Genomic DNA, 26,688 nt, shown 5'->3' with positions numbered 1-26,688 from the left:
GAGATGAAACAATACAGAATATTACCGATGGCAATCGTCGGCATCATCGTGCTCGCAATTGATCAGCTGACGAAGTTTTTAGTTGCAACACAAATGTCTCTCGGGGAATCGATTCCCGTCATCGGGGAGTATTTAAAAATTACTTCCCACCGCAACAGCGGTGCAGCCTGGGGTATGTTTGAAGGACGCATGTTGTTCTTTTACATTATTACCGTCGCTGTACTCGTATTCTTAATATATTTTTATAAGACAGAAGCGAAAAACAATTTATTGATGCAGGTCGGCATCACACTTTTAATGGCAGGTGCACTCGGTAATTTTATCGACCGCCTTTTGTTTCAAGAAGTGGTGGACTTTGTCGATGTGCTGATTATTAATTACGATTTCCCTATTTTTAATGTGGCTGACAGTGCACTGACAGTCGGCGTGATTATATTGTTAATCGAAGTATTTATAACGGGAAGAGGTAAGAATAAAAAATGAATGTAATTATAACTGAAGAAAATGCAGGCGAAAGACTGGATACAGTACTGGCAGGCATCGTTCCCGATACATCCCGTACAGATATACAAAATCGCGTTAAGTCGGGTCACATTACGGTCAATCAAAAAACTGTCAAACCGAATTATAAAGTGAAAACGGATGATCTGATAGAGTTTTTTGAACGTGAAAATGTCGAAGCGGATATTGTTCCTGAAGACTTAAATCTCGATATCGTATATGAAGATGAAGATGTTGCTGTCGTTTATAAAGAACGCGGCATGGTCGTTCACCCGGCTGCAGGGCATGCATCCGGTACACTGGTTAATGGTCTGATGTTCCAGCTTGATAATTTATCAGGCATTAACGGAGAACTTAGACCGGGTATTGTTCACCGAATCGATAAAGATACCTCCGGCTTATTAATGGTTGCTAAAAATGATGTGGCTCACCGTCATTTAGTTGACCAGCTGGTAGAAAAATCAGTCACAAGAAAATATACTGCACTTGTTCACGGTGTCATTCCGCATAATCTCGGGACTATTGAAGCGCCGATTGGCCGTAATCCTAAAGAGCGTCAGGATATGGCTGTTGTCGATGAGGGCAAAGATGCTGTGACTCATTTTAATGTTTTAGAAAGATTTGATGACTTTACACTTGTCGAATGTATTCTCGAAACCGGCCGTACACACCAAATCAGAGTGCATATGAAATATATCGGCTATCCGCTGGCTGGAGATCCGAAATACGGTCCGAGAAAAACACTGGAAACTGACGGCCAGCTGCTTCATGCGGGAACATTGGGCTTTACACATCCTAAAACGGGAGAACGCCTGATGTTCACAAGAGAGTTGCCAGCATATTTTACCGATATTTTAAAAGAATTAAAATTAAAAGAAAAGTAATAAACAGCTTGACTTAAAATGTGCGGATTGGTATGATAATTCCAATCAATTGAATACGAAGTCTTTAAATTTTAGTCCTGTGAGGCTGAGAAGACGTGAACCGCATACAGAATAGCGAGCTGGGCCGAAATGGGCAGTTTGCGTTAAAATTCTGTGTGCAAAATATAGGATAGTTTCTATACTCATGTCTTCTGACATGAGTATTTTTTTTATGAAAAAAATGGAGGAAGAATAATGCCAGCAAAAATAATTATGGACAATGCACAAATCAAAAGAGCGGTGACACGCATGACTCATGAAATTTTAGAAAAACATAAAGGCAGCGAAAACATAGTACTGCTTGGCATTAAGACGAGAGGTGAGCATCTGGCGAAGAGAATTCAGGAAAAAATTGCTGAAATTGAAGGGATAACATTACCGACAGGTACAATCGACATTAGCGGCTTTCGCGATGACCGGCCGGAAGATGTTAATACAGAAAACGCAGTCGTCGTCGATACGGACTTTAGTGATAAAAGTGTCGTCATCGTCGACGATGTGCTGGAGACAGGACGCACAATCAGAGCAGCAATCGATGCCATCTTAAATACAGCAAGACCGACGATGATATCACTGGCAATTTTAGTCGACAGAGGACACAGAGAACTGCCGATCAGACCCGATTACATCGGTAAAAACATCCCAACATCTAAATCAGAAAAAGTTTCAGTCAAAGTAGAAGAAGTCGATCAGGAATCCAGCGTCACAATACTTTAAGAAAAAGGGGACTGTAACATGGCGAAGTTTGAAGATGAAATATACGAGCGTACGGTGGAACCGGAGCTCGATGTACATGAGAGACCGAAATTTTTTCAGGGTCTGCTCTTAAGTTCTCAGCATCTGTTTGCAATGTTTGGTGCGACAGTGCTGGTGCCTTTTTTAACCGGACTTCCTGTAAGTGCAGCACTGATTGCCAGCGGAATCGGCACCTTGCTCTATATTTTAATTACTAAAGGACAGATTCCAGCCTATCTTGGATCAAGCTTTGCATTTATTTTACCGATCACTATCGCACTCGGTGCGAATTCACTCGGTGAAGTGCTGACAGCACTCTTTTTCTCCGGCATACTCTACGTCATTATCGGACTGGTCATTAGACTGGCCGGTTCTAACTGGCTGATTGGTCTGCTGCCGCCGATTGTCGTTGGTCCGGTCATTATGGTGATTGGTCTCGGTCTTGCACCAGTAGCAGTAGATATGGCGATGTATACGGACTCAGGCAACCAGGAAGGCTACAGCATGACTTATATCATTGTTGCTCTGATTACACTGACTATCACCATACTGGCCTCGGTCTTCTTAAAAGGTGTGCTCGGTCTCATCCCGATCTTAATCGGTATCATCGGCGGTTATATTACAGCCTTGTTGTTCGGCATTGTTGACCTTGAGCCGATTAAGAACACAAGCTGGCTGGCCATGCCGGAACTTTACATCCCTTATCAGGATTACACACCAACGATGAATCTCGGCTTGTTCATGGTGATGCTGCCAATTGTCTTTGTCACGATATCGGAACATATCGGGCATCAGCTGGTCATCAATAAAATTGTCGGCCGGGATTTCTTTAAAAAGCCCGGACTGCACCGTTCGATAATCGGTGACGGAGTGGCAACGATGTTTTCAAGCACGATTGGCGGACCGCCGACAACGACTTACGGTGAAAATATCGGGGTCCTTGCAATCACTCGGATATTCAGTATTTGGGTGATCGGCGGAGCCGCAATACTGGCTGTCATTCTCGGTTTTGTCGGCAAGTTTACAGCAGTCGTCCAAAGTATCCCTTCACCGGTTATGGGAGGAGTGTCCATACTGCTGTTCGGTATTATTGCTGCCAGCGGACTGCGTATGCTGGTCGACGCAAAAATTGACTTTGATAATAAACGAAATCTGGTGATTGCCTCAGTCATTCTGGTCATCGGTATCGGCAAGGCACACCTGGACTTTACTATCGGCAACATCCCGTTCAATCTCGAAGGAATGGCCCTCGCTGCAGTTGCAGGAATTATTCTCAATTTGATTTTACCTAAAAAGGAGAGGAACTGAATGAAAAACTTATTATCCATGGAACATGTGAGCCCGAAGGAAATCGAAGCATTAATTACGAGAGCAATCGACATAAAACACGGCAGAACAGTAATGAAATTAAACGATAAAACTGTTGTTAACTTATTTTATGAGAACTCGACGCGTACTAAGCTGAGCTTCGAAATGGCCGAGAAAAATTTGAATGTTGAACGCCTGCCTTTCGATGTTTCAACGAGTTCAGTTTCTAAAGGAGAATCTCTTTACGATACGTGTAAAACACTTGAAGCAATCGGTGCAGATGCACTTGTAATCAGACATCCGGATAATAAGTACTATGAGACGCTCGGCAATTTGAATATACCTGTAATAAATGGCGGTGACGGCAGCGGCTCACATCCGACACAATCCCTCCTTGATATGATGACAATCTATGAGCATTTAGGACAATTATGCGGATTGAAAATCGCAATTGTCGGGGATATTAAACATTCAAGAGTCGCTAAAAGCAATGCCCAGGCTTTGACTAAAATGGGAGCAGAAGTCTACTTCTCTGGTCCGCCTGAACTGCAGGATGATGCATTGAATATCCCGCAAATTACAATTGATCAGGCAGTAGAAAGCTGCGATGTCGTTATGCTTCTGCGCGTTCAGCACGAACGTCATGATGCTTATAACAACATGGCCAAAGAAGAGTATAATCAGCAATTCGGCATGAACACGAAACGTATGAACAAGATGAAAGACCATGCACTGATTATGCACCCGGCGCCGATAAACCGCGGCGTAGAAATTACAGATGAGGTCGTAGAAGGTGACAAGAGTGTTATTTTTGAACAGATGACGAACGGTGTCTTTATGCGCATGAGTATATTAGAGTCAGTATTAGACGGAGAAGGGAGCAAGACCAATGCTTTTGAAAAACGCTACGCTGTTACACAATAATAAAGAAGAAATAATCGATGTTCTAATAGAGGACGGTAAAATAAAAGAAACGGGCAAAAATCTTTCGGCTGATGCAGAAGTTATAGACTGCAGCGGTTTACTATTAACACCGGGTCTGGTTGATGTTCACGTCCATTTAAGAGAACCTGGTTTTGAACACAAGGAAACAATTGAATCCGGAACTAAGGCTGCAGCCCGCGGCGGATTTACGACAATCTGTCCGATGCCGAATACCCAGCCGATTATCGATACTGCAGAAAGACTGAATGATTTGAACAGCCGCATTGAAAAGGATGCAGTGATCAAAGTATTACCTTACGTGTCGATTACAACAGGATTAAAAGGTGAAACGCTCGTCGATTTTAACAGCTTGAAACAAGGCGGTGCATTTGCCTTTACCGACGATGGTGTCGGTGTTCAAAGTGCAGATATGATGTACCGTGCTATGCAGCAGGCTGCTAAAATTGATATGGCAATCGTGGCGCATACAGAAGAGAACACATTGATTTACGGCGGTGCGATACACGAAGGTAAAACGAGTGAAAAACTGGGTGTCAAAGGGATACCGGCAATTACAGAGTCGACACAAATTGCGAGAGATGTACTGCTCGCTGAAGCAGCAGGATGTCATTATCATGTCTGTCACGTTTCAACTAAAGAAAGTGTACGCGTCATCAGAGATGCCAAACGCGCTGGTATTAAAGTGACAGCCGAAGTCACACCGCATCATCTTGTTCTCGATGAGAATGATATTACTGAGAAAGATCCGAATTTTAAAATGAATCCGCCTTTAAGAGGTTCAGATGACAGAGAGGCACTGATTGCGGGACTGCTAGATGGGACACTGGATTTTATCGCGACAGACCACGCACCGCATCATGAAGATGAAAAAGCAGCGGGGATTGAAACTGCACCATTTGGCATTGTCGGTATTGAAAATGCATTCCAATTACTTTATACAAAATTAGTGAAGACAGGTGTCTTTACACTGCAGCAGCTGATTGACTGGATGACAATAAAACCGAGTGCAGTATTTGGACTGAACAGCGGCACGATAGAAGCGAACAAGCCGGCAGACCTGACACTGATAGATTTAAATAGAGAATATAAACTCGATAAAAATGAATTTGTCTCTAAAGCCAAAAATACACCATTTCACGGTATAAATCTGACGAGCGACATTGTGATGACAATCGCTGACGGAAAAATCGTATACGATAATAAGTAAAAGACAGGAGTGTTGATATGCTGCAGTCTGCAAGTGCAATATCAATAAGTAAAATTGCCGATAACATTTTTGAACTGGTCTTAAGTATAAATCTAAATGAATACACACTTCGTCCTGGACAGTTCGTTCACGTCAGAGTGGGGAAATCGACGGAACATGTTCTGAGAAGACCGATATCCATTTCACAAATCGATTATGAAAATAATCAGATTACAATTACTTTTCGGGCAGAGGGCCAGGGTACGAAAAAAATTGCTGAAATACGTCCGGGGGATGCGGTGGATGTACTCATGCCGCTCGGCAACGGCTATGATATTACACAGTCTCAAGCCGGCAGCCATGCAGTGATTATCGGGGGCGGCATTGGCGTGCCGCCTTTATTTGAACTGTCCAAACAGCTGAATGAACAAGGGGTCAAAACCACACATATTCTCGGTTTTAACAGTAAAAAAGATGTCTTTTACGAACAGCAGTTTAAAGCGCTGGGAGATACATATATTGCAACAGCTGACGGGACTTACGGTACTGAGGGCTTTGTTACAGATATCCTTAAACACCTAGATGATAATTTCGATAAATTTTATGCTTGCGGACCGAAAGTAATGCTAAAAGTGCTCGATGAATCGATGCCGATGGACGGCTTTATATCGCTGGAAGAAAGAATGGGCTGCGGTTTTGGCGTGTGCTATGCCTGTGTGTGTCAAATGACAGGCGGCGGCCAGGCTAAAATTTGTACGGATGGCCCTGTATTTAGAAAAGGAGCGGTTGTGCTGTGATGAATCCATTGAAAATATCATTACCCGGACTCGACTTAAAAAATCCGATTATGCCGGCGTCCGGCTGTTTCAGCTTCGGCGAAGAGTTTTCAAAACTGTATGATCTATCTGATTTAGGCGCCATTATGATAAAAGCAGCGACTGAACATGAGCGTCCGGGTAATCCAACACCGCGTGTTGCTGAAACATCCAGTGGTATGCTGAACGCAATCGGACTGCAAAATCCGGGTGTGGATCATATTATCGAACACGAATTGAAATATCTCGAACAGTTTGATGTACCGATTATCGCAAATGTGGCTGGAACAAAAATCGAAGACTATGCAGCAGTCGCAGAAAAAATATCTCAGGCAGCCAACGTCAGCGCACTTGAATTAAATATTTCATGTCCCAACGTTAAAGAAGGGGGTATTCAGTTTGGCACGGATCCAAAAACAGCCTTGGAACTGACGCGGGCAGTTAAAGATGTCAGTCAGAAGCCTGTCTATGTTAAACTGTCCCCGAACGTCACTAATATTGTTGAAATGGCAAAGAGCGTTGCTGAAGCAGCAGATGGTATTACCATGATTAATACATTGGTCGGCATGCGGCTCGATCAGTCAGGCAAACCGCTTCTAGCAAATAAAACCGGCGGATTAAGCGGACCTGCTATTAAACCGATCGCTTTGAATATGGTCTATCAGGTCCGCCAGGCACTGCCCGATATTCCAATCATCGGCATGGGCGGTATCGCAACTGCCGATGATGTTCTGGATTTTATCAGTGTAGGCGCAGATGCTGTTGCCATCGGGACAATGAACTTTACAAACCCGTATATATGCAAAGTGCTGATCGATGAATTGGAAGAAAAAGTTCACAATATGAATTTAAATCACATTCACGATATAAAAGGACGCGCGTTTCTTTAACACATTAGGAGGATTTTTAAAATGACAGCGAAACCGATTATTGCTTTAGATTTCAGTACATATGAAGCGGCGAAAGAATTTCTCGCCGGCTTCGATGAAACACTCTACGTTAAAGTGGGGATGGAGTTATATATGCAAAGCGGACCGGCAATTATCGACGTGATAAAAGCCTATGGTCACGATGTCTTTTTAGACTTAAAACTGCACGATATTCCGACCACTGTAGAGCGGACGATGTCGGTACTCGGCAAACTTAATGTGGATATGGTAAACGTCCATGCAGCAGGCGGTTTTGATATGATGCAACGCGGCGCTGCAGCTTTTAGAAAAGAAAATCAAAACGGTAAAATTATTGCTGTGACACAATTGACGAGTACGGATGAGAAAACTATGCAGCGTGAACAGCAGACATCACTCTCCCTAACAGACAGTGTGCTGCACTATGCATCACTCGCGTATAAGGCTGGACTTGACGGCGTAGTATCATCACCGCTAGAAAGCAGAATGATTCATAACGAAATCTCGGCTGATTTTTTAACGGTAACGCCGGGTATTCGACTTCAAAATAATAAAACGAACGATCAGGTGCGCGTCGTAACACCTGAAAAAGCAAGACTGCTAGGTTCCGACTATATCGTCGTCGGCCGTCCGATTACTCAGCATGAAAATCCGCCGGCAGCCTACGCTGAAATTAAACGATTATGGGAGGGAGAATAATATGCATACTTCAGTTGCAGAAATTCTGCTCGATATCGATGCTGTGAAACTGTCACCTAAAGCACCATTCACATGGGCAAGCGGGATAAAATCACCAATATATTGCGATAACAGACAAATACTTGGCAACGTCGAAGCCCACCGAAAAGTAATTCAATTGTTAATCGATGAAGTCAGCTCATTCGGTGAGGCAGATGTCATTGTCGGCACTGCGACTGCCGGGATCCCACATGCGACATTGATTGCAGACCGTCTGAATAAGCCGTCAGCTTATGTCAGAGGCAGTAAAAAAGGCCACGGGACGGCGCGCCAAATCGAAGGCGCTGCAGTAGACGGTAAAAAAGTCATTGTTGTAGAAGATTTAATTTCAACCGGCGGGTCCAGCCTGAACGCGGTCGAAACCCTCCGGGCGGACGGCGCCGAAGTTATCGGAGTCATTGCCATATTTTCATACGGGATTAAAGGCGCAGACGATAAATTCCAGACGGCCGGCTGTCCGTACAAAGTATTATGTGATTTAGACACGCTCCTTGAAGTTGTTGAAAGCAGGGGCGCGCTGGATACTAAAAGCGCTGGGGAAGTCCGGGAATTTAGAGACGGACTATGATTTTGTGTGGATTTGGGGTTGGTTAATAATTAGTTTGCGACCGTAAGAGCGAGTCACAAGCGGTTGATAATCAGTTTGCGGCCGCATGAGCGGGCCACAAGCGGTTGATAATCAGTTTGCGTCCGCATGAGCGGGCCACAAGCGGTTGATAATCAGTTTGCGTCCGCATGAGGGGGCCACAAGCGGTTGATAATCAGTTTGCGGCCGCATGAGCGGGCCACAAGCGGTTGATAATCAGTTTGCGTCCGCATGAGCGAATCACAAGCGGTTGATAATTAGTTTGCGGCCGCATGAGTAGGTCACAAGCGGTTGATAATCCGTTTGCGGCCGCATGAGGGGGCCACAAGCGGTTGATAATCAGTTTGCGGCCGCATGAGAGAATCACAAGCGGCTGATAATTAGTTTGCGTCCGCATGAGCGAATCACAAGCGGCCGCACTGCGCCAAACAAAGTAATCAAACAAAAAAGCGCCGGGAATCCGGCGCTTTTCTCATATAATTTTATTCATTTTCGTTTTTCATCTCTTCAACTTTGTCTGCATTGGGGTCAACTAGGACAGTTGATTGTTCGCTGTATGTGACAAAGCCGGGTTTGGTGCCTGGAATATTTTTAACGTGTTTAATTTCAGTATAATCCACCGGTACACCGGCTGATTGGCCGGCCTTTGAATGGAAGGCAGCGAGCATGGCCGCTTCTAAAATATCTTCTTCTGAAACTTCACTGGAGTTATGTGCGATAACGACGTGTGATCCCGGTATGTCTTTCGTATGGAACCACAGATGATTATTCTGTGCTTTTCTATTGGTTAAATAATCATTCTGTTTATTATTTTTACCGACAAATACTGGCAGTCCGCTGGTCGTTTTAAATTCGTGCAGCTTAATTTTATTGACTTTCTTTTTCTTCTTGCCGCGGTTTCTTTCTTTAATGATCTTCTGCTCGATTAGTTCCTGCCGGACTTCTTCGACTTCATCACGTGTCGTAATATTTTCCATCTGGTGGAGCAGATTACTGAAATATTCTACATCCATATGTGCAAGTCGGAGCTGCTCTCTGGCTACTTTTTCACGATTTTTAAGCTTATTATACTTATTATAATAACGCTGGGCATTTTCTGCTGGAGAGAGCTGGGGGTCTAATGGAATTTCTATTTCTTGATTTGTATAGTAATCCATCACCACTGCAGAATTCTGATATTTGTTAATGCTGTGCATATAAGCAGTAATTAATTCCCCGTATTTTTGATATTTATCTTTTTCAGCAGCTTCTTCTAAATCGTGTTCCAGATTAGTAATTTTACGAATAACTTTCTCGTGTTCGCGTTCAATTACCTGCAAATAATCCGATGATTTCTGGCGGATTAAACTTATCTGATAGCGGCGGTGATAATAGTCGTCGAGCAATTCGCTTAAACTGCTGAATACTTTATCGGGTTCACCTAAGTGGGTCAGCGGTGTAAAGTAAAAGATCGGCTTTTTAAGATTATAGTACACAGGCTGAATATTTTTTGATGCGTCGAGCGTTTCTTTAATCGCCGGCACGATATTATCAGTATTGAAATATTTAACCCGGGATTCTACTTCATCTATGAAAATCGGACTGAAGCCCTCGATATTTTTTAAAATCTGGCGCTTTAATTTACCCGAATTGAAATCGATAAACTTCGGCAGTTCGTTCAATTCTTCAGTTCTCGGATTCAGTTTTTTATCTGTCGGCGGGTTTTCATAAGTAAAGCCCGGCATAATCGTTCTGACATTATTATTTGGTGTCAGATGTTTAATGCTGTCGATAATTTTATAAGCGGTATCTGTTAAAATAATATTTGAATGGCGGCCCATAATTTCTAATATGAGTATGCGTTCAATATCATCACCGATATCGTTTATCGCACGTATATGAATATGCACCTGGCGGTCATTGCCAAGCTGTTTAATGTCAGTAATAATACCGCCTTCGATATGTTTTCTTAAGATACGTGAAAACATCGGCGGTTCAAATGGAAACTCATATTTTTGCTCTGTGATATGAAAGCGGGCATACATCGGATGGCTGCTTAATAAGAGCTGATGATTTTTCCCACCGGCACGCATTTTAAAAAGAAGAGATGAATTGTCCATCTGTTGAATTTTATTTATTTTACCGCGCACTAAAAATCCCAGTTCTTCTACAAGTGCGTGTGTAAAATTTCCGTCAAAAGCCATGGCGAATCCTCCTCAAAATGATTAACTGTTATTTTATCATGAATGTCTCTTTATTGTCCGCTTTAATTGATGAAATTTTGCTTGATCTGTGATACATTAAGAAGTAATCAAAATTAGAAAGGTTACATTCTATGGTATCTGATAAAGGATTGCTCATCGTTCTCTCGGGACCTTCGGGAGTCGGAAAAGGCACAGTGAGAAAAGCTGTTTTCGATCATCCAGAGACGAACTTTAAATACTCTATTTCAATGACAACACGACAGAAACGAGAAGGCGAACGTGATGGCATAGATTACTTTTTCAAGTCGCACGAAGAATTTGAAGCTTTAATTGAGCAGGATAAATTCATCGAGTACGCTGAATACGTTGGTAATTATTACGGCACACCGGTAGATTACGTTAAAGATACAATTGCAGAAGGTCACGATGTCTTTTTGGAAATTGAAGTCGAAGGCGCTAAACAGGTCAGAGAAAAATTCCCGGATGCATTATTTATCTTTTTAGCTCCGCCGACACTGGCGCAGCTGGAAAAACGATTGATCGGACGCGGAACGGATTCTCAGAAAGTAATAGATCACCGTATTAAAGAAGCCAAACGCGAATTAAACTTAATGAACTTATATGACTATGTCGTCATTAATGATGATGTTGATACCGCACGCCAAAAAGTGCAGTGTATCGTAGAAGCCAGTCATCTTGAACGTTCACGTGTTGAAAACAAGTTAAGAAAACTTTTACTGGAGGCAAATAATTAATGTTATACCCAGCAGGTCATGAACTTAAAAAGAATGTAGATTCTAAATATCTTGTCGTAACAATGGCAGCGAAACGTGCGAGACAATTACAGGAAAACCCTGAAGGATTAGTTCTCGATTCATACCGTTCTAAAACAAATGTCGGCTATTCTCTTGAAGAGATTGCAGCCGGAAAAGTGACTGTACACAAATAAAAGAGATATAATTATGCTGACAAGAAATTGTCAGCTTTTTTTAAAGAGGTGATTAATTTGGCAAATATTGTCCTCGGTGTTACAGGGGGAATCGCAAGCTACAAAGCGATTGATTTAACGAGTAAACTTATCCAGTCCGGACATGCAGTCCGCGTCGTGCTGACTGACAATACAACGGAATTTGTGACGCCGCTTGCTTTTCAGGCTATCAGCAGAAACCACGTCTACACTAATACATTTCTAGAAGAAGATCCTAGTCATATTGCGCATATTAATATAGGGGAATGGGCAGATATTATTGCAGTTGTGCCGGTTACAGCCAATACAATCAGCAAATTCGCCAATGGCATATACGATAATATGCTGCTGAACGTGCTCGCAGCCAATACGAAACCTGTATTAATGGCGCCGGCAATGAATGTGCATATGCTCCGACAGCCGTCCGTTCAAGAAAATATCGATAAACTCCGCAGCCAGGGTGTAGAATTTATCGACTCGGAAACGGGTTTTCTTGCCTGCGGTTATAATGCTAAAGGCCGTTTGGCATCAGTGCCTGATATTATGAAGAAAATTAACAGTATGCTGAATCGGAAGCAGGATTTAAAAGGTAAAAAAGTGCTTGTTACAGCTGGGCCGACGAGAGAACGTCTGGATCCGATCCGCTACCTTTCTAATTTTTCGAGCGGGAAAATGGGCTACAGCATCGCAGACAGTTTCAGCCGCCGCGGTGCTGAGGTTATACTCGTCAGTGGTCCGGTCAGTATTCAAGCACCTAACGTTTCTGCGGTCATCGATGTTGAATCGACTGCAGAAATGTTCGAAGCAGTGAAAAATCACTTGGATGCTGACATCGGCATATTCACAGCAGCAGTGTCCGACTTTACAGTAAAAGAAAAAAGCGGACAGAAAATTAAAAAGAAAGCCGGCAGCCCGCCGGTGATTGAACTGACTGAAACCGAAGATATCTTAAAATATGCCGGCCATCACAGCGACGGCATGTATGTCATTGGTTTTGCAGCAGAAACCGAAGATGTAGAAAACTATGCACTGGGTAAACTTCAAGCTAAAAAAGCTGATGTGATTATTATGAATGATGTTTCCGACACATCCATCGGTATGAACAGTGACGATAATGAAGTTACGATGCTGTTTAAGGACGGCGAAAAAATACCGTTGGCTAAAATGCCTAAGACAGCGCTGGCCGAAGAAATTGCAGCAGTCATTGCCGGTAAGGTGATGGACTGATGTTTGCAGCAGTGATTGTCGGAGTGAATTCAAAAGACGTTAACCGCCTGTTCGACTATAAAATTCCTGATCATTTAGCAGGTGTGATTCAAGTCGGTCACCGTGTCTTCGTCCCTTTTGGGCCGAGACACGTGCAGGCTTACGTCATGGAAATACATGACACAAGTGATGTACCTGCTTCAAAAGTCAGAGAAATTGTAAAAGTAATGGATGTTGAACCGGTCTTAACCGGCGAACTTATCCACTTATCAAAAAAACTGGCAGATTATTATATAGAACCGTATATTTCAGTAATAGAAACGATATTGCCGGTCGCTTTAAAAACAAAATCAAAAAAAGTGCTGGTACTGGCTGATGATGCATCAAGTGAAGCGAAGTTTTTATATGAAAGCTATGCACAAAACAGTGAGATAGAAACGAAAAATTTATCGACTAAAAGTTTAGCAGAACTTATGCCGTATATTCAGGCGGGGGACATTTATGAAGATATATTAATCAAGCAGCACACCAGACAGAAGCTTCAAAAAGGTGTGCAGTCCCTTTATGTAAATAAGGCGCCGCTTGAACGTGCACCGAAACAATATGAAGCGCTGCAGCTGATCGAAGACAGCAGCGAACCTATGCTGCTGCAGACTTTAAAAAGTGAAGGATATTCCGAAGCCATCGTCAGGGAACTTGAGAAAAAAGGCTATGTCAGAAAACTTGATATGGTTGTTGAAAGAGACCCGTATGAATCGAGAGTATTTGAAGCAGATTATAAAAAAGAATTAACCGAAGAGCAGGCCGATGCCTATACCAACATCAATCAGGCACTTTTGGCAAAAAGCAATGAAACATTTTTACTTCACGGTATTACGGGCAGCGGTAAAACTGAGGTATATTTGCAGCTGATTCAAACAGCGCTTGATAACGGCAGAGAAGCGATTATGCTCGTACCGGAAATTGCGCTGACACCACAAATGGTAAACCGGTTTAAAGCCCGTTTCGGCGACGATGTTGCAGTACTGCACTCGGCACTTTCTCACGGTGAAAAGTACGATGAATGGCTTAAAATACAAAACGGACGGGCCAGAGTATCAGTCGGTGCCCGCTCATCTGTATTTGCCCCATTTAAAAATATCGGGCTAATTATTATCGATGAAGAACATGAAACGACTTACAAACAGTCTGAGCGTCCGATGTACCATGCCGCAGAAGCTGCTAAGTTAAGGGCGGAATATCATGGCTGTCCAGTCGTTTTAGGATCGGCAACTCCATCGCTTGAGTCCTATGCCAGAAGCAGCAGAGATGTATATAAGCGCTTTGAGCTGACACATCGGCCGGCAATGCAGGAAATGCCGAAAGCGGAAATTGTGGATATGAGCGATGAACATAAGGATGGCAATTCAGGGATTTTATCGAGACAGTTAGAAACGGCCATTCATGAACGTATTAAGAAAGGCGAACAGACCGTACTGCTCTTAAACAGAAGGGGATTTGCCAACTTTCAAATCTGCCAGAACTGCGGTCATGTGCCGAATTGTCCGAATTGTGATATTTCATTAACCTATCATAAAAATAACAATAGTCTTTTGTGTCACTACTGCAGTTATGAAGAGCAGGTGACAAAAAAATGTGCGGACTGCGGATCGACTGATGTAACCTTTAGAGGAACCGGCACCCAGAAAGTAGAAGAAATTTTAAGAGACACATTCAATGTGGATATTATTAGAATGGATGTCGATACAACGAAAAGAAAAGGGGCGCATGAGCAGTTGTTATCACGCTTTGAAACTGAAAAAGCGCCCATTCTGTTAGGTACTCAAATGATTGCCAAAGGTCTCGATTATCCTAATGTGACGCTGGTCGGTGTATTAAATGCGGATACGATGCTGAACTTGCCTGACTTCAGGGCAAATGAACGCACCTTTCAGCTGCTGACTCAAGTCGCCGGACGTGCCGGCCGGCACGAGCTGCCGGGACAGATTATTTTCCAGACTTATAACCCGGAACATTATGCAATTACGCTGGCAACGGACGGCAGCTATACTGAGTTTTATGAAAAAGAAATGCAGTTTAGGAAGTTTGCCCGCTACTCACCGTATTATTTCCATATCCTGTTTACCGTTTCGGCAGAACGTATTAAAGACTGTCTGGAAGCGACGACTGATATTCATAAGACGCTGGTTGATAATGTCAGTGACAGCAGTATTATTATCGGTCCTTCCCCGAGTCCTATTGAACGGATTAAAAATAAGAACAGATTTCAAATATTACTTAAATATAAGAGAGAGCCGGCATTGCAAAATGTGCTGAATGCACTCGATGAAAAATATACTCAAATTTATAAAAAAACAGGACTGTCTTTAAAAATAGATGTCGATCCACAATATATAATGTAGGAGTTTTAACATGACTAAAATTATCTTTATGGGTACGCCGGATTTTTCTGTGCCGATATTAAAAGAATTGCATAAAGTTTACGGCGTTGATTTGGTTATTTCCCAGCCCGCCCGTCCTGTCGGACGCAAAAAAGTAATGACGGACCCGCCTGTAGCTGCTGCAGCAAAACTACTCGGTATTGAACTTTACCAGCCTGAAACAATGACGTCGGAAGAAGCGCTGGAAAGAGTGTCAGATATTAATCCGGACTTGATTGTTACAGCGGCTTTTGGCCAGCTGCTGCCGGAGAGTATTTTAAATATACCAGTTAATGGTGCTTTAAATGTTCATGCTTCACTGCTGCCTAAACATAGAGGCGGCGCACCGATTCACCGTGCGGTAATAAACGGTGACAGTAAAACGGGTGTAACGATTATGTATATGGCTAAAAAGCTTGATGCTGGCGATATTATTTCATCAGAAAGTATCAACATAACCGACAGTGATAATACCGGCAGTCTTTTCGATAAATTAAGCCGGGTCGGTGCGTCATTATTAATGGAAACTCTGCCTGACGTACTCACTGGTAAAAACCCGCGGACACCGCAAAATGATAAGGAAGCAACTTTCAGCCCGAACATATCAAAAAGCGATGAAGTTATTACTTTTAACAAAGGGGCAAAAGACGTTTTTAATCATATTAGAGGACTGGCACCTTGGCCGGTCGGGCACACAATCCTCGACGGCAAGCGCTTGAAAATCTATAGTGCTGAGCTGACAGAGATAAATACAGACGCCGCGCCGGGTACGATTACAGGTCAGAGCGACAACGGTTTTTTCGTTGCTGCAAAAGATAAGCTGGTGAATATTACAGAAGTTCAGCTCGCAGGCAAGAAGAAAAATAATGCGCTTGATTTTATTAATAATAATAGTGCTTTAATCGGCAGAAAACTGGGTGAGAGCGAATGACAGTCAGATCACTGGCACTAGAATTATATGAAGAAGTTATCGATGATAAAGCATACAGCAACATCGTGTTAAATGAGGCTTTAAGATTTGAAGAGTTAAATGCACAAGACAGAGGACTGTTGACTGAAATATTATACGGTACGCTGCAGCATAAGCTGACACTTGAATATTACGTGAGACCTTTCATCAAAACAAAATTACGACGCTGGCAGCGCTACCTGCTGCTGATTTCTGTATATCAGCTTGAATATCTAGACCGCGTGCCGGATTTTGCTGTAATCAACGAGGCAGTTGAAATTGCTAAAGAGCGCGGCGGCCTGCAGGCAGGAAAACAGATTAACGGTATTCTCCGTGCTTATTTAAGAGGGGAACGGCCACTGATTGATGATATTAAAAATGATGCATCGCGTTTATCGCTTAAATACAGTATGCCGAAATGGTTAGTCAAACACTGGTTTAAGCATTACAGCCTGGAAGAAACAGAAAATATTTTAAAATCTCTGAACGAAAAACCTCAAATGTATTTACGCGTCAATAAAAAGCGGGTAGACCGGGATAATCTGATTGAAATGCTTTTAGACGAAGGCTATGATGTCAGAGCATCAGACTTGCATCCGGATGCTGTCGAATTTAACGGTCAGAATATTACGCAGAGCAGATCATACAAAGACGGCTTTTTCGCTATACAGGATGTGTCATCAATGTTTGTGAACATGGCACTTGAAGCTGCAGACGGCGAGCAGATTTTAGATGCCTGCAGTGCACCGGGCGGTAAAGGTTTTCATGCACTTGAGTCCATGGACGGCGGACATGTTTCTTTAGGGGATGTGCACGAACATAAAATTACGCTGATCGATAATGAAGGACAGCGGCTGAAGCACGACAACTACGACGCCTTTATTAAAAATGCTGCAACTGGTTCCTACGAAGGATTATACGATCGTATTATCGTCGATGCCCCGTGCTCCGGTCTCGGTGTAGTGAAACGGAAGCCTGAAATTAAATACGAGCGTAATGAAGAGAGTATCGGCGACTTAGTTGAATTACAGCTGGAAATTTTAGATAATGTAAAAAACTACTTAAAACCAAACGGTGTATTGATTTACTCAACTTGTACCATTCATCAGCTGGAAAATGAAAATGTTGCTTATACATTTAAGAAAAAGCACAGTGACATTGAGTTTGATAATTTCAGCATTCCGGCGTTCAACTTTACGGGACCATACAGACAAATCCTTCCGTATGAGCATCAAACCGACGGTTTCTTCATAGCGAGATTTAAAAAGTCTGACAGCTAACGTTTTTGCAGGAGGGGTAAACGTGAAAATTATAGAGAAAAGTATTTGCGGAAATTTCAGAGAGACTAACGAAGATTTAACAGGCCATTTTTATAACCGCACCGGCCAGCCGCTGCTTTTAATCGCAGACGGTATGGGCGGACATCAATACGGCGAAGTGGCGAGCCGTTTCGTATACGATCAGATCAAAGATGCCTGGCAAAGTCACAACCTGTTTAATATTGATGAAGCAGAGCATTTTTTACGCGAGCTGGTGACGAAAACAAACCGAGCGCTCTACGACTATCAGGATGAAAATCCTGAGTACAGCGGAATGGGAACTACATTAGTGCTTGTTGCAGTAATCGAATCATCGATCCTGGTTTTAAATGTCGGGGACTCCAGGGCTTATGTTATGAATAACCGTAAAATTGAACAGGTCACTGAAGATCATACTTTTGTTAATGTTCTCGTTTCGAGCGGTGAAATAACAGAAGAAGAAGCACTGTCACATCCGCGCCGTAACTTAATTACAAAAGCTATGGGAACTGAAAAAATGATCCAGGCTGATGTGTTCCGTCTTCGCGGCCGTCAGTACGATTATATAGTGCTGGCAACAGATGGTCTGACAGATAAAGTCAGAGCTGATGAAATTCATCACATGATGTACAGTACTAAACTGAGTTTATCGGAAAAAGCAGGCGGTTTAACACTGTCAGCACAAAATAAAGATTCACGCGATAATATCAGCGTTTTACTTGCTGACCTGAAAGCAGGTGACAGCCAGTGATCGGCGAAGTTATTTCTGAACGTTATAAAATCGTTAAATACTTAGGCGGCGGGATGAGTTCCGTTTATCTGGCGACAGATATTATCTTAAATCGTGAAGTGGTCGTCAAAATGATCAAAGCGGATCCATTAGATAAGGAAAAATCAGTCCGCCGTTTTCAGCGGGAAGTGGAAAGTACGATTCAGCTGTCACATCCGAATATAGTCAGCGTCCTTGATGTTGACGAAACGGATGAATATCACATACTGGTCACTGAAGTCGTTCACGGTGTGAATTTAAAAGAACATATTTTAAAAAACAGTCCGCTGGATATCGATGAAGTCATCAGAATAGCTATGATGACGCTTCGCGGCATAGAACATGCCCATGACCGGGGCATCATTCACCGTGATATTAAACCTCAGAATATTTTGCTGGATACAAACGGCAGAGTAAAAATCACAGATTTCGGAATTGCGAAAGCACTGAGTGAAACGCGTATGACTGAGACCAATCAAGTGATTGGTTCTGTACAGTACATCTCGCCTGAACAGGCTAAGGGTCAAAATACGGATGAACGTACTGATATTTATTCTTTTGGCGTCATGCTGTTTGAACTTTTAACGGGGCGTCTGCCATACGAAGCGGAGACCGCCGTATCAGTTGCGCTGAAGCATATATCGGAACCTTTCCCGAATATTTCTGAATACAGAGATATTCCGGTCGGCCTGAAAAATATAATAATGAAATGTACAGAAAAAGAACCGGTTAACAGATACAGGCATGCAGATGATGTTTTATCCGCACTTGTTTATTATAAAGATATTTCAGAACCTTATGAGCCGGTTAAGAAAGAAGAACAGGAAAAAACTATGGTGACTCCCATACCGGCAGCAAAACCATCAGAACCAGTTAAAGCTGCTGAAGAAGAACCTGTGTCAAAGGAAAATAATGAAGCAGAAACAGAACCGAAGAAGAAGCGGCGCAAGTGGCCGTGGATTTTATTTATTCTATTATTTCTTTTGGCAGCCGCTGCCGTCATAGTTTACTTATTATGGCCGCGCCAGTCGCCGACAGTGAGTTTAGAAAATCTGCAAAATGCAACCGTTGAAGAAGCAGAAGAGTACTTGCTGTCTGAAGATCTTGTTGCAGGAGAAGTGTCTGAAACCTACGATGAGAATTTTGAAGAGGGTATGATAATAGAAACAGAACCGGTATCCGGCACTGATGTCGAACGCGGCAGCAGTGTGGATATGCTGGTCAGTCTCGGTGAAGAACCGTATACTATGAATGATCATGTCGGTGATATGTTCGAAGACGTTAAGACTGATCTTGAAGCGGCCGGTTTTACTAACATACAATCTGAAACTGAATACAGTGATGAGGCACCCGGGACAATACTCGAACAGTCGATTGCTGAAGGGGAAGAACTGACACCTGACAGCAGCCCGATTACATTTACAGTGTCTGACGGTGTAGCGCCGATTCCTATTACAAATTATGCAGGCACATCGCTGGAAGCTGCCAGAGCAGAACTTGAAAGTCAGGGCTTTATCGTTAATGTAACGACTGAAGTTTACAGCGATGAAGTACCGGAAGGCGCGATTGTGTCTCAAGATCCAAGTTACGGAGATTTCCTGCCGGGATCACAAATTAACGTCATTGTCTCTCTCGGTGAAGAACCGCCGGAGGAAACGACGTATCAAATCTCCTTAAATATTCCTTATCCTGAAAGTGAAGAAAGCGGCAATAGTTCAGACAGCAGTGAAGAGGACAGTGACTCTGAGTCTGATGCCGAAGCTGAGCCGCTTGAAGCAGAAATTTATATCGAGGATAAAGACAATGATATAGAAGAAGTTTCAGAAACGATTGAAATTACTGAAGATACTAATCACACAATTTCACTCATTTTACAAGAGGGAACGTCCGGTCAATATCGCGTAGAAGTTGACGGGAAAGAAGTTATAAAGGAAACTGTAGATAACAAGTAAATATTGGCATTGGCCTGACTGTTTATATATAATGGTGAGGTACATTCGAATTGGAGGAATGAAATTATGGCATCACTTAAGAGGGATAAAGGCCTGGATAATACTTTGAAAGTAATGAAACAGGGATATCTTTACACAACAAATCAGCGAAATCGCTTAAATACTACAGTATTTGAAACGAAAGCACTTGGCGGTAAGCCTTTCGCTGTAGTGACAGGTAAAGAAGGGGCAGAAATGTTCTACAATAACGATATCGTTCAGCGTGAGGGCATGCTGCCAAAACGCATCGTTAACACGCTTTTCGGTAAAGGGGCAATCCATACTATCGACGGCAAGAAGCACGTCGACAGAAAAGCACTATTCATGAGCCTGATGACTGAAGGCAACTTGAACTATGTGCGTGAACTGACACGTACTTTATGGCAGGCGAATACTCAGCGTATGGAAAGCATGGATGAGGTAAATATTTACCGTGAATCTATCGTGCTTCTGACTAAAGTCGGTACACGCTGGGCAGGTGTACAGGCGCCGCCGGAACAAATCGAAAGAATTGCAACAGATATGGATATTATGATCGATTCATTCAAAGGGCTCGGAGGCGTGTTCAAAGGATATAAAGAATCCAAAGCTGCCCGCCGCCGTGTGGAAGACTGGCTTGAAGATCAAATTCTTGAAACGCGTAAAGGCAATATTCACCCGCCTGAAGGAACGGCCCTTTACGAATTTGCACATTGGGAAGACTATTTAGGCAACCCGATGGATTCAAGAAATTGCGCAATCGACTTAATGAACACTTTCCGTCCATTAATTGCGATTAACAGATTCGTTTCATTCGGACTCTTAGCAATGCATGACAATCCTGTATCACGCGAAAAAATTAAGAGCGAACCTGATTATGCATATAAATTTGCACAGGAAGTTCGCCGTTACTACCCATTCGTTCCATTCCTGCCAGGTAAAGCGAAGACAGACATCGATTTCCAGGGTGTTACGATTCCTGCCGGTCACGGACTTGCGATCGATGTATACGGAACTCTGCATGATGAATCACTTTGGGAAGATCCAAATGAATTCCGTCCGGAAAGATTTGAAGGATGGGACGGTTCACCGTTTGACCTTATTCCCCAAGGCGGCGGCGATTACTGGACTAACCACCGTTGTGCCGGTGAGTGGATTACAGTAATTATTATGGAAGAAACAATGAAATACTTTGCAGAAAAAGTGACTTACGATGTGCCTGAACAGGACTTAACAGTAGATCTTAACAGTATTCCAGGCTACGTTAAGAGCGGCTTTGTAATTAAAAATGTTCAAGAAGTTGTCGACAGAAGATAATGAATAAAAAAATGCGCAGTTCACAAATTGTGAACTGCGCATTTTTTTATAGACTTTACTGATGTGTTTAGACGAAGTTTCTCGGACCTGTATATTCGCTCATACCGCCTTCGATATTGTAAGCATCATAACCGTGGGCTTTCATATATTCCTGGACGCGTTTTGAACGGCCGCCGGCTTTACAGACGATGTAATAATCTTTATCTTTATCCAAGGACGAATCATCTAAATTAAAAGTGCTCATCGGATAGTGAACTGCTCCGGGTAAAAAACCTGTTTCCTTCAGTTCATCAGACTCTCGGACATCGATAATAACATTATTTGAGTCCCCTTGTACTGTGTCAATTTGTGATATATTTATATCCATTTCATAACCTCCTGGCTCTATTTTACAAATTCAATTTTAACACAGTTAAATTGTTGTTATAATATAATAGAAGTTAAATTAATCTGAGGTGTTATATGCAGACAGGACAAATTATTAAAGCGCTGAGCGGTTTTTATTATGTAGAATCAAATAACGAAGTGTATGAAACACGTGCACGCGGCCGTTTCAGAAAAACTGCCGAAAGCCCGCTTGTCGGAGATTATGTAAAATTTCAGATTGAAAATATCGATGAAGGCTATATTACTGAAATATTGCCGCGCAGAAATTCGATAATCAGACCGCCGGTGGCAAATATCGACCAGATTCTTCTCACAGCGAGCTTAAAATCACCGGATTTCAGTTTTTATCTGCTGGACCGCTTTATTGCATACAGTGAAGCAAATGACATACAGCCGGTAATCGTCGTTACTAAAAATGACTTAAATGATGATTGGGATTTAATCGAAAAAATTAAAACTGTATATAGCGGTATATACGACGTTTACTTTACCGATAAAGCACATATCAATGAAGATTTGCAGGATGTCTTTAAAGACAAACTGAGCGTTCTTGCCGGCCAGTCAGGTGCCGGGAAATCAACGCTGCTGAACACACTGCTGCCGCATCTCGATTTAAAAACGGATGAAATATCAAATGCATTAAACCGCGGCAAACATACGACGCGTCATGTCGAGCTGATTAGTATAGACGGCGGTTTTATAGCGGACACACCTGGATTCTCAACAATTGAATTTCTAAATATTGATAAGTACAATATAAAGTTCTGTTTTACTGATTTTAATCAGTATCAGTGCAAATTCAGAGAGTGTCTGCATATTAACGAACCGAAGTGCGGTGTTAAAGCAGCAGTGGAGGCCGGTGAACTGCCGCAGTCCCGCTACGACAGCTATGTAAAAATATATAATGAGATCGATAATAGAAAAGAGAGGTACTAGAGACATGGTTAAAGTTTTACCTTCACTGCTTGCAGGTGATTTTTCACAACTTGGAGCGGACATTGAAAAAATGGAAGCTGCAGGTGCAGATATTTTTCATTTAGATATAATGGACGGACAATTTGTGCCGAATATTTCTTATGGTATTCCAGTTTGCCAGGCGATTGCTGAAAAAGCGTCAATTCCGCTTGATGTTCATTTAATGACATACGATCCGACTCAATTTGTAGATGACTTTAAAGCGATGGGCGTTGATATGCTGTCCTTCCATATTGAAGCAACACCGCATGCTCACCGTGCAGTACAGCTGATAAAAAGTAAAGGCATGAAAGCGGGAATTGCGCTGAATCCTCAAACGTCTGTTGAAGCGGTGAGGCATCTTTTAAACGATGTGGATTTTGTTTTGATTATGACAGTTAATCCAGGCTTTGGCGGTCAGAGCTTTATAGAATCATGTGCCGAAAAGCTCGACGAACTCGTCAATATTAGAAAAACAATCGATAATCCATTTGAGATCGAGGTCGACGGCGGCATTAATAATGAGACTGCAAAAATTTGCAAAGCGCACGGGGCAAATCTTTTAGTGAGCGGGTCTTATTTGTTTAAAGCAGATGATGCAGCTGCCGTAATTTCCGGTTTAAGGAATGATTAAATGAAACACTTTAACGTGCTTTTAAGGGACGTCCCTTTTACCCCAGTTAAAGACGGCCCCTGGACGGGTGTCGATGCCGGAGTTAAAGGGTTATTAAAAGCGGGAATTGATGTTGAGAGAGCCTACGGTGATTTCGACAGTGTGTCAGCTGAAGATATTGAAAATTTTAAAGAACATTTAACTTTCGACATTGTACCGGGAGTTAAGGATTATACAGATAGTGAACTGGCACTTTTATCGCTTGCAGAAGAGGGTGCAGAGTCAATCGATGTATACGGTGCGCTCGGCGGCAGAAAAGATCATGAGCTGATGAACATCCATCTGCTCGCACATGAAAAACTGCGGGCGATTGAGCTTCGCTTAATTAACGAAAAGAATGAAATCGTCCTGCTGACAGCGGGCAGTCATACTGTGAAAAGTGATGGATTTAAAAAATATGTATCCTTTATACCTCTATACGATAAAACGCTGCTGACTTTGAGAGGTTTTAAATATGATATAGAGGATACATACGTAAGTATAGGAAAAACACTGACGGTGAGTAATGAATTTAAAAATCATGCAGCCGATATTAAAACTGATCAAGATATATTAATGATTAAATCAACAGACTAGAGGTGAGTGAATGATATTTGCAGGTGCACTCGCTAACTCCTTAGCGATTATTATCGGCGGCGCGCTCGGAATGGTATTTACTTTTATTCCTGAGCATATTAAAGATGCAATTATGAAAATTCAGGGACTGTTTATTATTACGATGGGGATTCAGATGGTCGTCGGTGCAACCGATATTTTAACGACGCTGATATCACTCATCATCGGGGTAGTCATCGGTGAAGTGGTTAAACTGGAAGAACTGCTCAACCGTTTTGGTCATTTAATGGAAGTCCGTCTCGGTGACAAACACGGCGGTAATATTTCTCAAGGTCTGATTTCGGGGATGCTGATTTTTATCGTCGGCGCCATGGGAATTGTCGGCGGTCTGGATGCCGGGCTGCAGGGCAATAATGATGTGCTCTATACGAAGGCGACAATGGACTTCTTTATCGCGCTCGTCATGACAACAGCCTACGGCCGAGGCGTCATTTTATCGAGTATACCGACTTTCTTTTATATAGCGGCGATTATAATCAGCGCGAGACAGATTGCTAATTTTATACCCGGGGAAATTTTAGATATGATGGTCGACCAGGTCAGTGCGACAGGCGGGGTTATTCTTCTCGCAATTGGTCTGAATATGCTGAATGTGACTCAGATGCGCGTTGGCAACATGATTCCTGCAATATTTGTCGGTATGTTTATCGTCTGGCTGCTGGCGGTCTTTTAAAAACATAGCCATAAAAAAACTGGTATCACTTTAATAAGTGATACCAGTTTTTAAATTGAAGTATTAAACACGTTCAACTTTACCTGATTTTAGCGCACGAGCTGAAACCCAAACTTTTTTAGGTTTACCGTCAACCATGATTCTAACTTTTTGCAAGTTAGCTCCAAAAGTTCTTTTGCTTGAGTTAAGCGCGTGAGAACGGTTGTTACCAGATCTAGATCTGCGTCCTGTTACGTAACATTCTTTGACCATTTATCCCACTCCTTTAATTTAATTTACATAATCATTTCATATCTTCTTTATGCATACTTTAATTATGATACATGAATTGTCCGGTATTGTCTATATTTTTTGTATTAAAAACAGCGGCATATCAGCCGGAGATAATTTTAATTTATAAGTAAAAATGTAAATTCGTGTGTCTAATGAATGTCGATGCATGATACGATAGTCGGGTGTTAAAAATGCAGAAAGACTGTAAAGTCACTCAGGGTGAAGAGAAGGTCTTAAAAAGGGGGAAAGGAAGATGCTTAAATTAATACTCTTTGCAGGAATAATGATTGCAATTTTAATTATTGCACTCGCTTATATTTTCCGTCATGAACTCAGGACGCTGGGTCATAAGTACGAATCTTATGACGAAGTGAAGAGACTTAAGCATGAAATAAAACGTAAAAATATTTCACTGGATGCGAACTTAAAAAAATATGGGCACACTGTGGAAACCAAAATGCTTGAAGAAGAAATTAAAGAGCTAGAACTTTTAACAGCAGAAATGGAGAAGGAAAAATGAAGAAGATGTATGCAGCAATAGGTATCGGTGTTATTATTATCGCCGGTTTAATCGCGGGTTTAATCTTGATGGTATCAAAAGTTGAAAACGGACATGTCGGTGTTATATACAGTATTAACGGCGGCGTACAAGATGAAGTGCTTGGACAAGGCTGGCATTTAGTTTATCCGACAGAACGCGTCATCGAATATCCGGTCCGCACGCAGAATAAAAACTATGAATCTCTGGCCGTAGCGACAATCGACGGCAAAACAATCAATATGCCTGTCTCACTGAACTATCACGTCGACAGCGAAAAAGCGTCGGCAGTATATAAAAAGTTCGGTAACATAACGATAGAAGATTTGGAAGAAGGTTACATAAAAACACGTATTAATGATGCTTTGCGTCAAACAGTATCGGAATATACGGTCATCCAGGCATTTGGCGAACGCATCGGGGATATTAAATTGGAGACGATTGAAATCGCTAAAAACGATCTGGAAAAAGACGGCATTATCATTGAGGACATTATGCTGAGTGCGCCGCAGCCTGATGCCGAAACACAAAAAGCGATAGATGACCGAGTTAAAGCGACTCAGGAACTTGAACGTAAAAAAACTGATAAACTGATCGCAACAGAAGAAGCTGAAAGAAAACGCATCGAAGCTGAAGGTGAAGCCGAGGCAAACAGAATCATCCAGGAATCACTGAGTGAAGAAGTACTGATGCAGCAGCTGATTGAAAAATGGAGTGGTGCACAGCCGATTTCCATCGGCGGAGAAGGTGTTATGATTGATCTTCCGCAAGCACCGGCAGAAACTGATGAGGAAGAAGAATAAGAAAATTATTGGTGAAAGCCTGCATCTCTGATGTGCAGGCTTTTTCTT

At 42.4% G+C, this 26,688-nt stretch carries 28 protein-coding genes; 25 read left to right on the top strand and 3 right to left on the bottom strand.

What is annotated here, in order from left to right; genetic code table 11:
• Positions 1 to 3 precede the first annotated feature (3 nt).
• The 10 genes from lspA (at position 4) to pyrE (ending at position 8,627) form a co-directional block, all read left to right on the top strand.
• The gene (gene lspA, locus IEU81_RS03935; RefSeq protein ID WP_186090392.1) at positions 4 to 483 is read left to right on the top strand and encodes a signal peptidase II; all 480 of its coding nucleotides are present in this window, start codon (positions 4 to 6) and stop codon (positions 481 to 483) included.
• Positions 480 to 1,385 (top strand): RluA family pseudouridine synthase, encoded by a 906-nt coding sequence (locus IEU81_RS03930; RefSeq protein WP_092595273.1) that lies wholly within the window; start codon positions 480 to 482, stop codon positions 1,383 to 1,385. The genes lspA and IEU81_RS03930 overlap by 4 nt, the downstream gene beginning before the upstream one ends.
• Before the next feature lie 234 nt (positions 1,386 to 1,619).
• Positions 1,620 to 2,141 carry a bifunctional pyr operon transcriptional regulator/uracil phosphoribosyltransferase PyrR gene (pyrR, locus tag IEU81_RS03925; protein WP_186090390.1) on the top strand — a complete coding sequence of 174 codons (522 nt, stop codon included), beginning with the start codon at positions 1,620 to 1,622 and terminating at the stop codon, positions 2,139 to 2,141.
• Positions 2,142 to 2,159: 18 nt separating this feature from the next.
• A complete protein-coding gene (locus IEU81_RS03920) occupies positions 2,160 to 3,467 on the top strand; it encodes a solute carrier family 23 protein (RefSeq protein WP_186090388.1) in 1,308 nt (435 codons plus the stop codon).
• The gene (locus tag IEU81_RS03915) at positions 3,468 to 4,391 is read left to right on the top strand and encodes an aspartate carbamoyltransferase catalytic subunit (protein ID WP_186090387.1); all 924 of its coding nucleotides are present in this window, start codon (positions 3,468 to 3,470) and stop codon (positions 4,389 to 4,391) included. It abuts the gene before it with no gap.
• Complete coding sequence (pyrC, locus tag IEU81_RS03910) at positions 4,357 to 5,619, top strand: dihydroorotase (RefSeq protein WP_092595281.1); 1,263 nt, start codon at positions 4,357 to 4,359, stop codon at positions 5,617 to 5,619. The genes IEU81_RS03915 and pyrC overlap by 35 nt, the downstream gene beginning before the upstream one ends.
• A 17-nt stretch (positions 5,620 to 5,636) precedes the next feature.
• On the top strand, positions 5,637 to 6,395 hold the full coding sequence (locus IEU81_RS03905) for a dihydroorotate dehydrogenase electron transfer subunit (protein ID WP_176760559.1): 759 nt from the start codon (positions 5,637 to 5,639) through the stop codon (positions 6,393 to 6,395).
• Positions 6,395 to 7,303, top strand: coding sequence for a dihydroorotate dehydrogenase (locus tag IEU81_RS03900; protein WP_092595283.1), 909 nt, complete (start codon positions 6,395 to 6,397; stop codon positions 7,301 to 7,303). The genes IEU81_RS03905 and IEU81_RS03900 overlap by 1 nt, the downstream gene beginning before the upstream one ends.
• 21 nt (positions 7,304 to 7,324) lie before the next feature.
• On the top strand, positions 7,325 to 8,020 hold the full coding sequence (pyrF, locus tag IEU81_RS03895; protein ID WP_092595286.1) for an orotidine-5'-phosphate decarboxylase: 696 nt from the start codon (positions 7,325 to 7,327) through the stop codon (positions 8,018 to 8,020).
• Between the two features lies 1 nt (position 8,021).
• Positions 8,022 to 8,627, top strand: a complete 606-nt coding sequence (pyrE, locus tag IEU81_RS03890) for an orotate phosphoribosyltransferase (RefSeq protein ID WP_186090385.1) — start codon at positions 8,022 to 8,024, stop codon at positions 8,625 to 8,627.
• 500 nt (positions 8,628 to 9,127) lie between these two features.
• On the opposite strand, the gene IEU81_RS03885 is transcribed toward pyrE, so the two are convergent.
• Complete coding sequence (locus tag IEU81_RS03885; RefSeq protein ID WP_186090384.1) at positions 9,128 to 10,828, bottom strand: Rqc2 family fibronectin-binding protein; 1,701 nt, start codon at positions 10,826 to 10,828, stop codon at positions 9,128 to 9,130.
• 131 nt (positions 10,829 to 10,959) lie between these two features.
• Between IEU81_RS03885 and gmk the strand changes: the two genes are divergently transcribed.
• The 9 genes from gmk (at position 10,960) to IEU81_RS03840 (ending at position 21,724) form a co-directional block, all read left to right on the top strand.
• On the top strand, positions 10,960 to 11,583 hold the full coding sequence (gene gmk, locus IEU81_RS03880; protein ID WP_092595292.1) for a guanylate kinase: 624 nt from the start codon (positions 10,960 to 10,962) through the stop codon (positions 11,581 to 11,583).
• On the top strand, positions 11,583 to 11,777 hold the full coding sequence (gene rpoZ, locus IEU81_RS03875) for a DNA-directed RNA polymerase subunit omega (RefSeq protein WP_092595294.1): 195 nt from the start codon (positions 11,583 to 11,585) through the stop codon (positions 11,775 to 11,777). The genes gmk and rpoZ overlap by 1 nt, the downstream gene beginning before the upstream one ends.
• Before the next feature lie 57 nt (positions 11,778 to 11,834).
• Positions 11,835 to 13,022, top strand: coding sequence for a bifunctional phosphopantothenoylcysteine decarboxylase/phosphopantothenate--cysteine ligase CoaBC (gene coaBC / locus IEU81_RS03870; RefSeq protein WP_092595297.1), 1,188 nt, complete (start codon positions 11,835 to 11,837; stop codon positions 13,020 to 13,022).
• A complete protein-coding gene (gene priA, locus IEU81_RS03865; protein ID WP_186090382.1) occupies positions 13,022 to 15,403 on the top strand; it encodes a primosomal protein N' in 2,382 nt (793 codons plus the stop codon). Before coaBC ends, priA begins: the two co-directional genes overlap by 1 nt.
• A gap of 10 nt (positions 15,404 to 15,413) precedes the next feature.
• Positions 15,414 to 16,352, top strand: coding sequence for a methionyl-tRNA formyltransferase (gene fmt, locus IEU81_RS03860; RefSeq protein WP_186090381.1), 939 nt, complete (start codon positions 15,414 to 15,416; stop codon positions 16,350 to 16,352).
• On the top strand, positions 16,349 to 17,650 hold the full coding sequence (gene rsmB / locus IEU81_RS03855; protein WP_186090379.1) for a 16S rRNA (cytosine(967)-C(5))-methyltransferase RsmB: 1,302 nt from the start codon (positions 16,349 to 16,351) through the stop codon (positions 17,648 to 17,650). The genes fmt and rsmB overlap by 4 nt, the downstream gene beginning before the upstream one ends.
• Positions 17,651 to 17,672: 22 nt before the next feature.
• The gene (locus tag IEU81_RS03850) at positions 17,673 to 18,419 is read left to right on the top strand and encodes a Stp1/IreP family PP2C-type Ser/Thr phosphatase (protein ID WP_092595305.1); all 747 of its coding nucleotides are present in this window, start codon (positions 17,673 to 17,675) and stop codon (positions 18,417 to 18,419) included.
• Positions 18,416 to 20,389, top strand: a complete 1,974-nt coding sequence (gene pknB, locus IEU81_RS03845; RefSeq protein WP_231957163.1) for a Stk1 family PASTA domain-containing Ser/Thr kinase — start codon at positions 18,416 to 18,418, stop codon at positions 20,387 to 20,389. Before IEU81_RS03850 ends, pknB begins: the two co-directional genes overlap by 4 nt.
• 66 nt (positions 20,390 to 20,455) lie before the next feature.
• On the top strand, positions 20,456 to 21,724 hold the full coding sequence (locus tag IEU81_RS03840; RefSeq protein ID WP_176760560.1) for a cytochrome P450: 1,269 nt from the start codon (positions 20,456 to 20,458) through the stop codon (positions 21,722 to 21,724).
• Between the two features lie 67 nt (positions 21,725 to 21,791).
• On the opposite strand, the gene IEU81_RS03835 is transcribed toward IEU81_RS03840, so the two are convergent.
• Positions 21,792 to 22,091 (bottom strand): rhodanese-like domain-containing protein, encoded by a 300-nt coding sequence (locus IEU81_RS03835; RefSeq protein WP_186090378.1) that lies wholly within the window; start codon positions 22,089 to 22,091, stop codon positions 21,792 to 21,794.
• A 95-nt stretch (positions 22,092 to 22,186) separates the two neighbouring features.
• On the opposite strand from IEU81_RS03835, the gene rsgA reads away from it, so the two are divergent.
• From rsgA to IEU81_RS03815, 4 genes are read left to right on the top strand one after another with little or no spacing between them, the layout of a single operon-like run.
• A complete protein-coding gene (rsgA, locus tag IEU81_RS03830) occupies positions 22,187 to 23,047 on the top strand; it encodes a ribosome small subunit-dependent GTPase A (protein WP_186090376.1) in 861 nt (286 codons plus the stop codon).
• A gap of 4 nt (positions 23,048 to 23,051) precedes the next feature.
• A complete protein-coding gene (gene rpe / locus IEU81_RS03825; protein WP_092595313.1) occupies positions 23,052 to 23,699 on the top strand; it encodes a ribulose-phosphate 3-epimerase in 648 nt (215 codons plus the stop codon).
• Positions 23,700 to 24,314, top strand: coding sequence for a thiamine diphosphokinase (locus IEU81_RS03820; RefSeq protein ID WP_186090375.1), 615 nt, complete (start codon positions 23,700 to 23,702; stop codon positions 24,312 to 24,314). It begins immediately after the preceding gene.
• Positions 24,315 to 24,324: 10 nt separating this feature from the next.
• Positions 24,325 to 25,026 (top strand): DUF554 domain-containing protein, encoded by a 702-nt coding sequence (locus IEU81_RS03815; protein WP_092595317.1) that lies wholly within the window; start codon positions 24,325 to 24,327, stop codon positions 25,024 to 25,026.
• Positions 25,027 to 25,089: 63 nt separating this feature from the next.
• Here the strand turns inward: IEU81_RS03815 and rpmB are convergent, their stop codons facing one another.
• Positions 25,090 to 25,278, bottom strand: a complete 189-nt coding sequence (gene rpmB / locus IEU81_RS03810) for a 50S ribosomal protein L28 (protein WP_092595319.1) — start codon at positions 25,276 to 25,278, stop codon at positions 25,090 to 25,092.
• Positions 25,279 to 25,552: 274 nt separating this feature from the next.
• Here rpmB and IEU81_RS03805 point away from each other — a divergent pair, with 274 nt between their 5' ends.
• Together IEU81_RS03805 and IEU81_RS03800 are read left to right on the top strand one after the other, a co-directional pair.
• Positions 25,553 to 25,819: a hypothetical protein gene (locus IEU81_RS03805; RefSeq protein WP_186090373.1), complete on the top strand. Its 267-nt coding sequence runs from the start codon at positions 25,553 to 25,555 to the stop codon at positions 25,817 to 25,819.
• Positions 25,816 to 26,640: a prohibitin family protein gene (locus tag IEU81_RS03800; protein WP_092595323.1), complete on the top strand. Its 825-nt coding sequence runs from the start codon at positions 25,816 to 25,818 to the stop codon at positions 26,638 to 26,640. The genes IEU81_RS03805 and IEU81_RS03800 overlap by 4 nt, the downstream gene beginning before the upstream one ends.
• Positions 26,641 to 26,688 lie beyond the last annotated feature (48 nt).

The organism is Jeotgalicoccus aerolatus (genome assembly GCF_014635205.1).
In the GTDB taxonomy this organism is placed as follows: domain Bacteria; phylum Bacillota; class Bacilli; order Staphylococcales; family Salinicoccaceae; genus Jeotgalicoccus; species Jeotgalicoccus aerolatus.
This window is presented reverse-complemented; position numbering and strand designations above follow the sequence as displayed.